The sequence below is a fragment of the Microcoleus sp. S13C4 genome (assembly GCF_036700865.1).
In the GTDB taxonomy this organism is placed as follows: domain Bacteria; phylum Cyanobacteriota; class Cyanobacteriia; order Cyanobacteriales; family Microcoleaceae; genus Microcoleus.
Genome location: NZ_JAUBPS010000043.1, coordinates 19,123 through 34,279, shown reverse-complemented (window position 1 = coordinate 34,279; position 15,157 = coordinate 19,123). Strand labels below are relative to the sequence as shown.

The following is a 15,157-nucleotide window of genomic DNA, read 5'->3' as shown; positions in this document are numbered from 1 at the left end:
CTAAAGAATACAGCAGAAGCGCCCTTCTTAATTTAACCAAAACTTAACCAGCTAAACACAGTTTCAACTGTCAATTCTAATTCAATTTTATCAATGAGTGGCAACAGAGCTTCACCTTTGTACAGTTCTACTTTTTGTCCTGGAAATACTGCCAAAATACTCTCTTCTTCTGGGTCTAATAACCACCACAACTCAGTTCCGTGTCGGGAACAGTGAAGTAATTTACTCAGCATTTTTGTTTGACTTTGGCTTGGGGAGAGGATTTCAATCGACCAGTCTGGATTAATTTCAAAGCGGTTAGCAATTCTACCAGAGGGCAAAAAAGGAATTCTTTCCCATCGGAATACTGCTACATCTGGCACGATTGATGCGCCACCAAATGTGCAGTATAACTCTGGAAAGCACGGGCAATTTTCTGAGTTTTTGTTACTAAATCGATCGTCTTGCAGAGTTCACCTTGAAGGACGCTGTGTTCACCTTGTGGCAGGGGCTTCTGAATGATTTCTCCGTCAAGAAATTCTGAGGCTGGTTCAGTTTCAGGAAGTTTTAGGAACTCCTCTAAGGTGGGTTTTGATTTAACGATCGCAATCATAGGTCAATTCTCCCGCTCCGAGAAACACTCAACGGCACATCACAGTTGTACGCGATCGCTGTTTAATTCCCGCTGCCCTGGTTCCACTTACCACTTAGCAATTACCTATTAGCAATTACCTATTACTGATAATTGACAATTCGAGCAAAACTCGCAGCTTCCAAACTAGCACCACCAACCAAAACCCCGTCAATCTCAGGCATCGCCATAACTTCATCAATATTCTCCGGTTTGACGGAGCCGCCGTACTGAATTGGCACGCCAGGATTAGTCAATTTACTGCGAATCAAACCAATAACTCGGTTAGCTTCCTTAGCTTCGCAAGTATCGCCAGTGCCAATCGCCCAAATCGGCTCGTAAGCAATTACCAACTTATTTTGGTCAACACCAACCAAATCTTTTTCCAATTGAGAAAAAATGTGAGCTTCAGTTTCCCCTGCATCTCGCTGCTGCTTGGTTTCCCCAACGCACAGAATCGGAATTAAATCGTATTTCTGAGCAGCTTTCAGCCGCAAATTCACCGTTTCGTCAGTTTCCCCAAAATATTGGCGTCGCTCGCTGTGGCCGATGATGACATAACGGACACCAAGTTCACTCAGCATTGGCCCGGAAATTTCCCCAGTAAAAGCTCCTGACTCTTGCCAGTGAACATTCTGAGCACCGAGTCTAATCCGGCTGCCGTGCAAATTTTTCGAGAGGACAGCCAAGGAAGTGAAGGGAACGCAAAGCACGACTTCCCGTTCCTCTGGGGTTTCCGTTAGACAGGACATGAATCCTTGAAGAAACTCTAGGGATTCTGCCCTAGTTTTGTACATTTTCCAGTTGCCAGCAATAACTATTTTCCGCACGGGTGACTCAGTAGCTCTGTGAACATCAAAATCAGGCAACTTATAGTTTAAAGCTTTAGGGTACATTTGGAGCTCTTATTGCCCAAACTCGATGCGAGCTTGCTCCACTAAGTCAACGGTGACGACTTCGGTTTCGGCTTCGCGCGCCAACTGCTCGATGCGGACGCGAGCTTGTCCCCGGACAAAATACGGAATATTTTTCAGCTTCGCCTTGGCTTCTGGCGTCCATTTTAAATCATCGGAAAATTCGGAATCGGGCATGGCGTATTAAGCGATCGACTACAAGCCTTCATGGATCTGGCTTTGATGGAAAGCCTGGATGTATTAAATTTACCACGAGTTGCGATCGGGCGACACCTTCTCACTCTGCCTTAAATTTGTTTCCTAAAATAGCCGACGCTTCTTGTAAAAGCTGATTCTGCTCTTGTCGAATTCCCTCCAACCTTGTCAAAATATTAGCAATTCGTTCCTGAGACTCCAAACTTTTTGATTCAACTCCCCTCAATTGTAAAGCTGAATTATTTTTGTCTTCGGGATTCTTTGAAACCAATGAGTTTACAGCCACTCCACCGAAATTACTTACAAATTTAGAGGCCACACTCAAAATCCCTTGCATAAATTTTCCCGGTCTTTGCATAACAAATAACCCTCCTCCTGCAAAAAAGCTACCTAAAGCCTGAAAAAAAAACCTATTTAATGAATATAAATAGCAGTATCATTGCTAAAGATATCAGCGGGTGACTCACCAACCAGAAGACTACAGCGTCCGAATCAATCCACTCTTTAACAGTACCATTGATAGCACAGCACTTTGAAGGGCATCTGAAGCGGCACCCATCATATTGCCTGCGTTGTGAATGCTATCTTCTAATGAAGCCTTAGCCTTTTCTGTAGCTTGATTTACACTCTCTACAGCTTGGCTAGTGCTTTGATTCAGAGTATTGACCGCAGAGTTAGTAGTTTGATGAATAGTTTCTTTAGCAGTTGCCGCAGAGTGAGAAACAGCATCAACCGCTTTGTTTGTACTTTCACTGAGGCGACTAACGGCTTGATTCCCGACTTCAGATATAGAAATCCTCGCTTTTTCGGTTTTATCCGCTACAGTACCTAAAGCATTGTTCGTAGCTTGATTAACAGTATTAACTGCTGAATTAGTAGTTTGAGTGAGAGCTTCTTTTGCCTGAAATGCAGATTTGGAGAGAGAAGATTTAGCTTCTGCTGTTGCTTCTCAAACAGAATTAACTGCTTTTCCGAGTTGTTCCGTCCAAACTTCTTTCGTTTTTTGAAAGCTTTGAGAAAAATCTGGCAGTGCTACTTCCATAGTAAGTGACCTCCATCAAGTTAAATTACTCTTTCCCAGTGATCATAGTATAGCTTCTATTTTTAATAGTGGGATTTTTGCCAAAAATAGAGCGATAAATAGAGCTAAGATATATAGAGTAAACTTTTTAGGTTAGTCTCTTTCCTGATGGAATTTGATCAGAGAAACAGTTTGGACATCCATGCCCCCATGCTTTGAAAGATGGTGCCAGCGCTTTGACGATGTGTTTCACACTCAAGCCCAAAGAAATGAGTTTAGACACTATCTGGAGGGATTATGGGGAGAAAGGAGAGACAAAACCTATCCCAGCTCGCGCAGAACGCTGTAAATGTTTGTTAACAAAGCTTACGCCATGTTGCAGTCAGAGCTTCTTGGTGCGAAAAAACGCTCAACCAAGGGGGAAGCTATACGCGATCGCGTGATCAAAAAGATGTATTCCCCAAAAATAGAGCGGACGATCGCTCGTGGGACAATGGAGGAATTTGATGCACCTGAAAAAGCAGGAATTAAGTTGAGAAATATAGCATATTATCCCACGAACGATCGCCAGATAACAGGCGATCGTTCGTCAAAGCTCGCTCCACGTTGTAAAAACTGTTTAATTCCCGCAAAAATTAGCGCAAGTTAGCAGACTTTATATCCCCGAAAAAAAGCGATAAATTTTAAGTAGACTGTGGCTGTTGGTTTAACAAACCTGACGCTGCCTAGGATTTTGTTGCGGCAGCTTAGCTGGTGTATAATGTATGACATATTTGCCAATTTTTAACTTTCCATCCCAAGCTCAAAATATGCTAGGCTAGAATGTTTCCCAAGCTTAAGATACACCATGACGTATGTATCAATCATTAGAAGAGTCAGCCATTTCGACTAACCCATCTACGGAACCGTCCTCTCTAATTCTCATCGTGGATGACGATGCGTTGATTCGTTTGCAACTTCGACTGTATTTACAGAAAGAAAAATACCGAGTGGCTGAAGCTAATGATGGGGTGACAGGGCTAGCAGCTTATGAGGAAGTACATCCAGACCTCATCCTGCTAGATGCAGTGATGCCCACTATGGATGGTTTTGCTTGTTGTCAAAAATTATCTGAAGTGGCTCAGAGCGATCGCCCACCTATTTTGATGATTACTAGCTTGGAAGACAAAGAATCTGTCGATCGAGCATTTGCAGCGGGAGCTGCTGACTATATCACTAAGCCGATTCACTGGGCTGTTCTGGGACAGAGAGTGCGACGATTGATTCAGCAGTTCCACTTGCAACAGCAACAAACCCTACTTTACAAGCAGCTAGAGGCCGCCAATCGACAATTAAAATACCTAGCGTCAATTGACGGTTTGACTCAGATTGCCAATCGCCGTCAGTTTGACCAACAGCTAGAGGAGGAGTGGCGACGCATGACGAGGCAGCAAACTCCTTTGTCACTGATTTTGTGTGATATCGATTTGTTCAAGCCTTATAACGATACTTATGGACACCAAGCAGGGGATCTATGTTTACAGCAAGTTGCGGAAGCTCTCAATCGCAGTATTAATCGAGCTGGAGATTTAGTAGCACGTTATGGAGGTGAAGAATTTGTAGTGATTTTATCCGACACCGAGCTTGAGGGAGCAGTCCAAATCGTTAAGCAAATGCAGGCTCGTATCCAAGCTTTAGCAATAGTACATAATAGTTCTCCGAATCATTACGTTACGCTCAGCTTCGGTATTACCAGTGTGATTCCTAACCAAGAGATCCGACCAGAAAATTTAATTACTGCTGCCGATGCAGCACTTTATGAAGCTAAAGACAAAGGTCGTAATACTTTTTGTACCAAGATTCATACAGTTAATAAATTCACCCGTTAAATCATAAGGGGAAAAACTATGCCTATCGAAATTGGGAATAATTATTTATTAAAATTTTAGCTAAATATCAAGTTCTGCATGAGTAAGCCTTGATTTTAGTATTAAAGATTAAAGCCTAAATAATCGGTTTTGCGACATTCAGGGAAACTGTCAGAGATAGAACCAGAGTGTCTCTACGACGATTTATTATCAAAATCAGTTTATATTCAGCAAGTAGCGATTCTAGAAGTTTATGGGAGGAGCTAGCTCAGTGCGTGATCAAAGATGGTTTGGTGCGATCGCCCTTCTCACTGGTGCGGGTTTTCTGGGCAACTATTTCAGTTTATCTCTTTTCTTTGGGCTTGATTTTCTCTTTGGCAGTATTGCAATACTGATTATTACTTACTATTTCGGCTGGCGCTGGGGAGGTTTTGCCAGTCTAATAGCAGGCAGCTATACTTATCTACTTTGGCATCATCCATACGCCACAATTATTTTGGTCATTGAGGCTCTGTTTGTAGGTTTTTTTTGCAAGCGTAAACGTCCGAACCTCCTTTTATTTGATGGGCTTTACTGGTTCTTAATTGGAATGCCTCTGGTTTGGCTTTTCTACGGTCAAATGATCCACCTGGAGGCTGCTCAAGTCCTCCTAGTTATGTGCAAACAAGCAGTCAACGGCATTTTTAATGCCTTAGTTGCCAGCTTTATCATTGTTTATGCACCCGTTGATAAACAGGTTGGTCGTTCCAAGAAAGTCCATGCCCTTTCATTAAAACAAACTATTTTTCATCTGTTGGTTGCTTTTGTCTTTATTCCAGGACTGCTTTTATTAGTTATTGATGGTAGATACTTGGTCGCTCAAATTCAGACGACTGTGCAAACTGAGTTACAAACAAACGGGACAAATCTCAGTAGCGGTGTATCTAGATGGCATCAGCGACATCTCTTAGCGTTGAATACATTAGCGGAAAAATCGCTCCTTGAAGCCGCCACTGCTGCGAATCAAGCGATTCAATCATCCGATCAACTGCAACAAGACATTAGCATGATCGAGCAGTGGTTTCCTGATTTCGACAACATTTATGTGACCGATTCATCTGGAACAGTTTTAGCAGCTTCTCCTCCTTTAAATCAAACACGTCGGCGGTTGATTGAACAAAGCACCGAACATAAATCTATAATTACCCTGGCTCAAGAGCGGTTGAGACCTTGGATGACTCCTATCCACAACGATTTATTAATTGACGAACCTCGTGTAGGATTGAATGTTCCCCTGCAAGTTAAAGGTCATTTCCTTGGGCTTATTCACGGTTCATTAGCATTAAGCCAGATCCAATCTCTATACATTTTTCAGCAAAACAATCAGCAACTACGCATTACATTGCTCGATCAAAACAACCAAGTTATTGCGAGTAATCAATCCCACCAAAAGCTGTTGACCAGTGTTCAAGAGTCAAAGCACGGCAGCACTCGCACCTTAGAGGGAACCTTGCAGCAGTGGGTTGCTAACAAGGGCAACTATCCGATGATCCGTTGGAAAAACTCTCTATATATACAGGAATTTAGGATTACCCCTGAGCTGAACTGGAGATTACGCTTAGAAATTCCAGCAGCTCCCTATGTAGAAAATTTACAAAACCGCTACAGGATAGATCTGATTATTCTTCTCGTCATCACAATGTTGGCATTTTTGTTTGCAACGGTGGTTAGCGAACGACTGGTCAAGCCGTTATCCTTTTTAGCTCTTGCGACTACTGACTTACCCAACAAGCTTTCAGAAGAAACATTTGAATGGAAACATAGCTCTGTTACGGAAATCAACGAGCTTGCTAGCAATTTTCAATTGATGGCGATCGCACTCAATCAAAAATTTAGGGAGATTAAACACGTCAACGCTACATTAGAACAACGGGTTCAAGAACGAACGCAAAGATTATCCAAAATCAATCGATCTCTGAAAGCTGAAATTAAGAGACGTAAACAAGCCGAAGCTGAACTAAGAACAAGAGAGGCGGCAATACGAGCTTTATATGAAGTCACTGCTACCCAAAATCTCAATTTTGAGCAGCGCATCCAAGCGTTGATTGACATGGGATGTCAGACATTTCGCCTTGAATGTGGCATCTTGGCTCGTGTGCAAGATAATCGTTATGAGGTGATGGCTGTGCGATCGCCCGATCGAGTCCTGAAACCAGGTGATGTCTTTGATATTAAGCAAACTTTGTGCTGTGAAGCTTTAGACACAAATGAACCCCTAACCATCGAACATATAGGCACGTCCAAATGGCGTTACCATCCTGCCTATCTTGCCCTTGGCATAGAAGCTTATATGGGAACACGAGTGTTAGTTGCAGGCAAAGTCTACAGTACCCTCAGCTTTTCTAGTAAATCTCCCCGTGCAGACAGCTTTAAATCTGCCCATGTGGAATTGCTGAAGCTGATGGCTCAGTGGATTGGTAGTGAAATAGAAGGGCATCAGTCAGAAGTCGCTCTGCAAGCCAGTGAAGAGCGGTGGCAACTCGCCCTACGTGGTAGTAATGATGGGGTATGGGATTGGAACGTCAACACGAATGAAGTATTCTTCTCGGCTCGCTGGAAAGAGATGTTGGGCTACCAGGAACATGAAATCCCGAATCACTTTGATGAATGGACTAAGCGAGTTCATCCAGACGATATCGAATGGGTGATGCAAGCCATTCAAGATCACTTTCAGCGCAAAACTCCCTTTTATATTACAGAACATCAAGTGCTTTGCAAGGATGGGAGTTACAAATGGATTTTGGCTCGAGGGCAAGCACTTTCGGATGCAGCGGGCAGAGTTGTGCGTATGACTGGTTCTCACAGCGATATTACCAACCGCAAAAAGTTAGAGCAGGAAATTCAAGCCAGAGAGCAATTATTGAATGCTTTCTTTAAAGGAGCTTCCCTAGCAGGGGTGGGGCTGTGTATCCACGATCGGCAGTTTCGATTTTTACAAATCAATGAGGCATTAGCTGAAATTTATGGCCACTCTGTGGAGGCTCACTTAGGCAAGACAACCGAGGATATTTTGGGGGAATTTGCTCATGATGTGAATGTCCTGTTACAACAGGTTTTAGCCACTGGACAACCTTCAATCAACTTGGAAAGGAGCCCAGAAGTACCCAGTCAAACCGGTGCCAACCGCTACTGGCTCGCTTCTCACTTTCCCATTTTCAAGGATGCAGAGCAGCCTATAGCAGTGGGTTGCATCCTTATTGAAATTACCGATCGCAAACGAGCCGAAGCAGAACTACAACAAATGAGTGCGGCCCTAGAAAATGCCGTGGCAGGCATTTCTCGACTGGATACTCAAGGACGCTATATCTCTGTCAATGTTACTTATGCTGCCATCACCGGATATCAGCCTGAGGAAATGCTAGGGATGGAATGGCAAAGAACTCTTCATCCTGAAGATGTTAAGAAGATGGCGGCTGCTTATCAGCAGATGTTGAGAGAAGGCAGAGTTGAAGTCGAAGCTAGAGGGATGAGAAAAAATGGCTCTAGCTTCTATAAACAAGTGGTGATGGTTTCTGCTTATGACGAGCAAAATGTCTTTGTGGGGCATCACGGCTTCATGAAGGATATTACCGATCGCAAGCAGGCAGAAGAAGCACTACAACGACAGTTGCAAAAAGCCCTACTGCTGAAGCAAATTACCCAAGAAATTCGTCAAAGCCTCAATGCTCAGCAGATATTTGAAACGGCTGCTATTCAGATTGGGCAAACTTTTGGGGTCAGTCGCTGCTTAATTAGCACATACCAGGACAATCCGCAGCCTCAATTTCCTGTCGTTGCACAGTATCTAGCAGTGGGCTCGGCCCCTAGTGGCGAGTATGACATTCTGGTGGCGAGTCCTGCTTATACAAAACAGTTGATGGCTCAAGATGAAGCTATCGCCTCCCCGGATGTCTATTGCGATTCATTGCTCACCTTTGCTAATTCAATTTTTACCAGTCTCAAATTGAGATCGACATTAGCAGTGCGAACCTCTTACCAAGGAGAACCGAATGGTGCCATTTGTCTGTACCAGTGCGATCGCTACCGTCATTGGACTGCCGATCAAATCGAGTTGCTAGAATCAGTCGCGGCTCAAGTAGGAATTGCCCTAGCTCAAGCCAAATTACTAGAGCAAGAAACTCGACAACGAGAAGAATTAACTCTGAAAAACTTTGCCCTGGAGCAAACTAAACGGGAAGCAGAAGCAGCGAGCCGAGCTAAAAGTGAGTTTCTGGCGATGATGAGCCATGAAATTCGCACTCCCATGAATGCGGTTATTGGTATGACGGGACTACTGCTCGATACAGAACTCAAGGCTCAACAGCGAGACTTTATCGAGACCATTCGCAATAGTGGGGATACCCTCCTGAGCATCATCAACGACATCCTTGACTTCTCCAAAATTGAGTCGGGCAAGCTGGAGCTAGAAATGTATCCCTTGAACTTGAGAGATTGCATAGAAGGTGCGATCGACCAACTTGCAGTTAAAGCAGATGAGAAGGGGATTGAGTTGGGCTACCTGATCCACCCTCAAACTCCTAAGTTCATTTTGGGTGATGTCACCCGTCTCCGTCAGATTCTAGTTAACTTGCTCAACAATGCGATTAAGTTTACTGAAACTGGGGAAGTTACCATTTCGGTGCAAGCCTCTGTAGTTGATTCTGACAAAACGATTTCTGAGCCAGGGAACTTGCCAGAAAGCTTGTATGAAATCCAATTTGCCATTCAAGACACAGGTATTGGCATTCCAGCTAACCGCCTCGATCGACTGTTCAAGTCTTTTAGCCAAGTAGATGCTTCGACAACTCGGCAGTATGGAGGGACTGGTTTAGGTCTGGCGATTAGTAAGCGACTTAGTGAAACGATGAACGGCATGATGTGGGTTGAGAGCTCCGGCCACGTCGGAGGAACCCCTTCACCAAAATGGCAAGCCGCTAAGCCTCATCGAGTCACAATTGGTTCCACCTTCTACTTCACGATTGTGGCATCCTCTGTTGCTGCTGAGTTAGCCGAACCGATTGAAATGCTACCAGAACTATCTGGCAAGCATTTATTAATCGTGGATGACCAGCCCACAAACCGACAAATTCTGACGTTGCAAGCCCAGACTTGGGGGATGCAGATTCGCGCTGCCCAATCGGCTCTGGAAGCGCTTAACTGGCTTGAGCGTGGAGAAACCTTTGATGTCGCCATTTTAGATATGCAAATGCCACACATGGACGGCCTCACACTCGCCTCAGCCATCCACCAGCATCCTAAGTGCCACCGTTTACCCCTAGTGATGCTGACTTCAATGGGCAAACCAGAAGCGAGTTCTTCAGAGCTCTCTACCCACTTTGCGGCTTGTTTAAGCAAACCCATCAAACAATCCCAACTTTATGAAGTCCTGACCCAGGTGCTACAAGCTCAACCGACAAAAGTTCAACAGCGACCCCCTAGCTCTGTTCAGGATGATATTAAACTGGCCCAGAGACTTCCACTGCGAATTCTGTTAGCAGAGGATCATCTGGTGAATCAGAAGGTGGCACTGCTGCTGTTAGAGCGTTTGGGATACCGGGCCGATGTTGCTGCCAATGGATTAGAAGTCTTGGAAGCTCTGCATCGCCAGCCTTATGATGTCGTGCTGATGGATGTACAAATGCCAGAGATGGATGGGCTAGAAGCCACCCGTCGTATTGGTGAGGAGTGGCCGGCTCATGCTCGTCCCCGAATTATTGCCATGACGGCGAATGCCATGCAGGGCGATCGCGAGCTTTGTCTGGATGCTGGCATGAATGACTATATCAGTAAACCAATTCGAGTAGAGGCTCTCATCCAAGCGCTGAGTCAGTGTCAACCCAACCAGGAACAGCAGCAGGCCCAGAAAGATGAATCACATAGCAACCAGCCAGAAATTGATGTACCAGCGGTTAACCTCACAGAACTGCAAGCCTTCTGTAGCAGCATCGATCAAGATTCAACCAAGATTTTGAGCTTGCTGGCGAACTGCTACTTGGAGGAAGCTCTAAAGTTGCTACAAGCTATGAAATTTGCGATCGCCCAAGCGGATACTCAAGCCCTAAAGCGAGCCGCTCATACCCTCAAAGGCAGTAGTGCAAACCTAAGCGCGGCTCCTCTAGCCCTGCTTTGTGGCAGGTTAGAAGTCATGAGTACCTCTGGTGAACTCGATCAAGCCTCAACGCTTTTGGCTCAAATCGAGGTTGAGTACGATCGTGTCAAGAATACTCTCCAACAAGAACTACAAAAGAGCGAAACTAATCTATGAAAGTCAATTAAATAGGAATCTTTTTGCATCAGGACTTAGGCAACTGTCACACGCGATGCCGCAAGGTGGCTATGCGAGCGCATACGCACGATCAAGCCTGATTCCAAATCTGTTAGCATCGCAATTATTCATATATCTCTGATCTGCATCTGCGTGAATCAGCGTCAATCCATTGTCATCTGCGGTTAATACATTCTCTTTTTTTAACCGCCCATACAGACCGACTAACACAGATTAACGCAGATTAATAATATCAATTCTGGTTGCAGCGTCCGTGATTGTTGACCCTTCGCCTTCGCTCAGGGCATCGCTGTTGGCTGGATTTTAAAATAATGACTAATGACTAATGACTAATGACTGCTGTCGGAGCGGAATCTCGATCACAAACTCAGTACCTTTCCCCAATTCCGAATTGCATTTTAAAACGCCGCCGTGTTTATCTACCACAATTTGGTAACTAATTGACAGTCCCAATCCTGTACCTTTTCCCACCGCCTTAGTCGTGAAAAAAGGGTCAAAGATGCGTTTTCTCATAGATTCCGAAATTCCCGTACCGTTATCAGAAATCCGAATCTGCGCGCTAGGAATAGTACCATTAAGTTGACCGACAGCAGTAGAGATTTTAATTTGAGGAACTACAGATTGACCAGGGAGCAACTTGTGCGATTCCAAAGCATCGATCGCATTCCCGATGACATTCATAAACACCTGATTCAACTGTCCAGCATAACACTCAACCAGAGGCAAAATGCCGTATTCTTTCACTAGCACAATGTTGCCACTGTCAGCATTAGATTTCAGTCTGTGCTGTAAAATTAACAGCGTGCTGTCAATCCCTTCGTGAATGTCAACGGCCTTCATTTGACTTTCGTCAAGACGAGAGAAATTCCTCAAAGACAAAACTATTTGCCGGATGCGATCGGCTCCTACTTTCATTGACAATAGCAATTTTGGCAAATCTTCTAGCAGAAATTCCAAGTCAATATCTTCGCTCAATTTGTCTATTTCAGGACTAGAATCGGGATATTGCTGCTGGTAAAGTTCCAGCAAACTCAGTAAGCTAGCAGTATATTCAGTAGCGTGATCGAGATTGCCGTAAATAAAATTAACCGGATTGTTAATTTCGTGAGCAATCCCGGCTACCAGTTGCCCCAAACCAGACATTTTTTCAGTTTGAATCAATTGAGCTTGAGTGTGTTGCAAATCCTTTAAACTTTGAGCGATTTGTTCTGCTTGGCGTCTGGTTTGAGCCAGCAAATCAGCTTGTTGGATAGCTACGCCTAATTGATTGGCAATCTGAGCTAAAAAGTTAACTTCTGAACTTTCCCAACTGCGGGGTCCAGAATGTTGATAGGCTGTGAGCAAACCCCAAAGTTCTTGTCCTACAAAAATCGGCGCGATCGCATAAGCCTTCACTTGAAATTGGTCTAAAATACCGAGAACACACTCCGAGTGGCAAGCTTGATATATATCGTCAACGGCTAGAGTTTCATTATGGACATACCTCCCACCTCGGTTTTCCTGCAAATAAGTATCTTGCCAAACCGTACTGATACCTTCCCCTACCAATTTTATCCAGCCATCTTTCACAAACTCTGCCACATATTGGCCACCCCAATCAGGAGTAAAGCGATAAACAGCAATTCTATCGACTTGCATAAACTGACAAACTTCTTGGGTTGCAGTCTTAAAAATTGCCTTGATATCGAGAGATTCTCGAATCTTAGCTACCACTTCAAACAGTATCCGCTGTTGCTCGGCGACCAACTGCAAATCGATCGTTTGCTGCCGCGTTTTAGCGAGCAAATCTGCTTGTTCTAATGCTACACTCAACTGAGCTCCGACTTGCGTAGCAAACTGGATTTCCGAAGTTTTCCAATTGCGCGAACCGTCGCACTGGTGCACGCACAGCAAGCCCCAAAGCTCGCTGCCATTCATCAGCGGCATAATCACCTGAGATCTAATGTGAAATTGAGCTAAAATAGCAGCGTGGCAGTCTGATAGTCCCGCACTTTCGATATCGGGCAACACTTGAATGCGTCCCTGCCTGTATTTATTTGCATAGTCTTCGCCAAAACACTGATCGCGAATTTTCACATCCATTGCCGAACAAAAACCGGGCAAAACATCTTCAGTAATAAATTTGCCTTCATTAAACTTTGAACTCGTATCGAAGCGATAAATACCAACTCTATCTGCCTTTAAAATCCGCCGCAATTCTGTAGTTGTCGTGCGAAAAATTGTATCTAAATCGAGAGATTGTCGAATCTTAGCAACTACCTCAAACAGTATCCGCTCCTGCTCTGCTGCCCGCTCCAACTCAACTGCTTGCTGCTGAGTTTGAGCGAGCAAATCTGCTTGTTCTAAGGCGATGCTGAGCTGAGCGGAAATTTGGGTAGCAAACTTAATTTCGGAAGACTCCCAGTGGCGGGGAGCCGAACACTGGTGTACGCACAGCAACCCCCAAAGGTCTTTGCCTTTCATCACCGGTGCAACTAAACTAGCTTTGACCTGAAATTGCTCTAATAGTTGCTCATAGCAATCTTGCAGTCCGGCCTGTCTAATGTCGGACATTGTGTGAACTCGCCCCTGAGAGTAGAGATTGGCGTAGTTTTCTCCGAAGCAGCGATCGTGCACTTTGACTGCCATTGCTGACACAAAATCTGGCAAAACATCTTCGGCAACGAATTCGCCGTCGTTAAATTGTGATGCGGAATCGAAGTGGTAAACCGCAACTCTATCGGCATTTAAAGCCCGCCGCACTTCCTGGGACATCGTGCTAAAAATCTTGTTCAAGTCGAGGGATTTCCGCATTTTTGCGACCACTTCAAACAGCACTCGCTGCTGTTGGGTCAACTGCTGTAGTTGAGCGGTGCGCTTTTGAACTTGATTTTCTAAATTTGTGTTAAGTTCTTCTATTTGTTGATCGAGTTGGTAGTGGTTAATAGCATTAGAAAAGTGGGTGCCAAAAATTTGCAGCAATTCAATTTCTTCTGTTTTCCATTCGCGAATTTGGGCAGTTTTTGACTCTTTCCACGCTTCAAAAGATATCCGAGATTGGGCGAGCCGCTCGTCGCTATCAAACTGTCTCGCCCAGAGAGTTTCTGTGTCAAATTCTTCTCGAAAAATGGTCAAGTAACCGAAAATTTTCTGGCGGGTTCTGAGCGGTACGATTAAAATGCTGCGAATTTTGGTCGATCGAAATGCAGGTTGCAGGCTTCTCAAACTGCTAATTTGGTACAAGTCGGGAATTGCCCAAATCTGTTGCTCGCCGGACTTAAAATATTCGTGCCAGACGCTGTATTGCTCAACCTGCGGGTATTTTGCGGAAATTCCCATCTTCGGCCCTGAGCCGCAAGTGTAGACTGTGAGTTCCCGATTCGAGTTATCCGAATAGGGAACGAGATTCGTAACCTTGCTGCTGTCGGAAATGAATGGCGTGGCGAAAATGCACAGCCTCCCGCCTGCTGCGTCTAGTGCTGCTACAGATTCTGCCAAAGCTGTTTGGAGTTCAATCGCCGGCTGGGAGTTAAGGGCTGTGGCGACGCGGTTGACGGCCGCTTCCCGTTGAGCTTTCGCCCTCGCTTGGGCGAGGAGGGTTGATTGGGCTATGGCAACGCCGAGCTGATCTGCGACCATCTGAACACCTTGCAGTTCGTTTTCTGCCACACTCCGGGGCTCGGAGTGGTGAGATACCAACAAGCCCCAGAATTCTTCGCCGTGAAAAATTGGTACTATCAAGCAAGCCTTGACGCCGAGTGCAGTCAAGTATTCAGCGTGGCAGGGATCGAGCGGGCGAAAGCGCATTTCCTCGGGCAGCAGTTGGCCGGAAACCGCGTCGCGGCGCGGACTTTGACCTAGCTGCCCGGAATCTATATCGACGATCGATCGCACCTGTACTTGCGCGAACAGTTCGCGGGCGTGAGGGGGAATATCCTCTGCTGGAAAATGCAGTCCCAATAGGGATGGCAAGCGGTTGTCATTAATGGATTCGGCAATCACTTCACCGCTACCGTCGCTATGAAATTTGTAGATTTTTACTCTGTCTGTTCCCAAGAAGGATTGAACTTCCGCTGCTGTTGCGCTCAAAATTTCGGGTAGTTCTAGAGAGCGGCGAATGCGGTTGGCGATGCGTTCGAGCAAATTTGCTCGATCGAACCTCACCTTGACATTTTCGATATTTAATGAGTCCATTATTAATCTTTTGCTTTCCTAGCAATAACCATAAGTTGCCCAAAAGTTTTGTGCCTGTTAAAAAAATCGGCAAGCACAGCCATTTAATAAAAT

Annotated in this window: 7 protein-coding genes and 2 pseudogenes; 4 read left to right on the top strand and 5 right to left on the bottom strand. The window is 45.0% G+C overall.

Annotation, left to right across the window (positions count from 1 at the left end; translation table 11 throughout):
• Positions 1-32: 32 nt before the first annotated feature.
• The 4 genes and pseudogenes from QT996_RS18460 to QT996_RS18445 all read right to left on the bottom strand — a co-directional run bounded on the left by QT996_RS18460 (position 33) and on the right by QT996_RS18445 (position 2,056).
• Positions 33-592: pseudogene (locus tag QT996_RS18460) on the bottom strand (Uma2 family endonuclease).
• A 122-nt stretch (positions 593-714) separates the two neighbouring features.
• Complete coding sequence (gene tpiA / locus QT996_RS18455) at positions 715-1,440, bottom strand: triose-phosphate isomerase (protein WP_333048228.1); 726 nt, start codon at positions 1,438-1,440, stop codon at positions 715-717.
• Positions 1,441-1,515: 75 nt separating this feature from the next.
• Positions 1,516-1,701, bottom strand: a complete 186-nt coding sequence (locus QT996_RS18450; protein ID WP_006633749.1) for a PCP reductase family protein — start codon at positions 1,699-1,701, stop codon at positions 1,516-1,518.
• 100 nt (positions 1,702-1,801) lie between these two features.
• The gene (locus QT996_RS18445; protein ID WP_333048194.1) at positions 1,802-2,056 is read right to left on the bottom strand and encodes a hypothetical protein; all 255 of its coding nucleotides are present in this window, start codon (positions 2,054-2,056) and stop codon (positions 1,802-1,804) included.
• 886 nt (positions 2,057-2,942) lie between these two features.
• Here QT996_RS18445 and QT996_RS18440 point away from each other — a divergent pair.
• The 4 genes and pseudogenes from QT996_RS18440 to QT996_RS18425 form a co-directional block, all read left to right on the top strand.
• A pseudogene (locus QT996_RS18440) lies at positions 2,943-3,095 on the top strand (IS701 family transposase); the annotation flags it as partial.
• Positions 3,090-3,389 (top strand): hypothetical protein, encoded by a 300-nt coding sequence (locus QT996_RS18435; protein WP_333048192.1) that lies wholly within the window; start codon positions 3,090-3,092, stop codon positions 3,387-3,389. The pseudogene QT996_RS18440 and the gene QT996_RS18435, both read left to right, overlap by 6 nt.
• A 205-nt stretch (positions 3,390-3,594) precedes the next feature.
• A complete protein-coding gene (locus tag QT996_RS18430) occupies positions 3,595-4,608 on the top strand; it encodes a PleD family two-component system response regulator (RefSeq protein ID WP_333048191.1) in 1,014 nt (337 codons plus the stop codon).
• 232 nt (positions 4,609-4,840) lie between these two features.
• A complete protein-coding gene (locus QT996_RS18425; RefSeq protein ID WP_445304576.1) occupies positions 4,841-10,870 on the top strand; it encodes a PAS domain S-box protein in 6,030 nt (2,009 codons plus the stop codon).
• 336 nt (positions 10,871-11,206) lie between these two features.
• Here QT996_RS18425 and QT996_RS18420 read toward each other — a convergent pair whose 3' ends face one another.
• Complete coding sequence (locus QT996_RS18420) at positions 11,207-15,064, bottom strand: GAF domain-containing protein (protein ID WP_333048189.1); 3,858 nt, start codon at positions 15,062-15,064, stop codon at positions 11,207-11,209.
• Between the last annotated feature and the right edge of the window lie 93 nt (positions 15,065-15,157).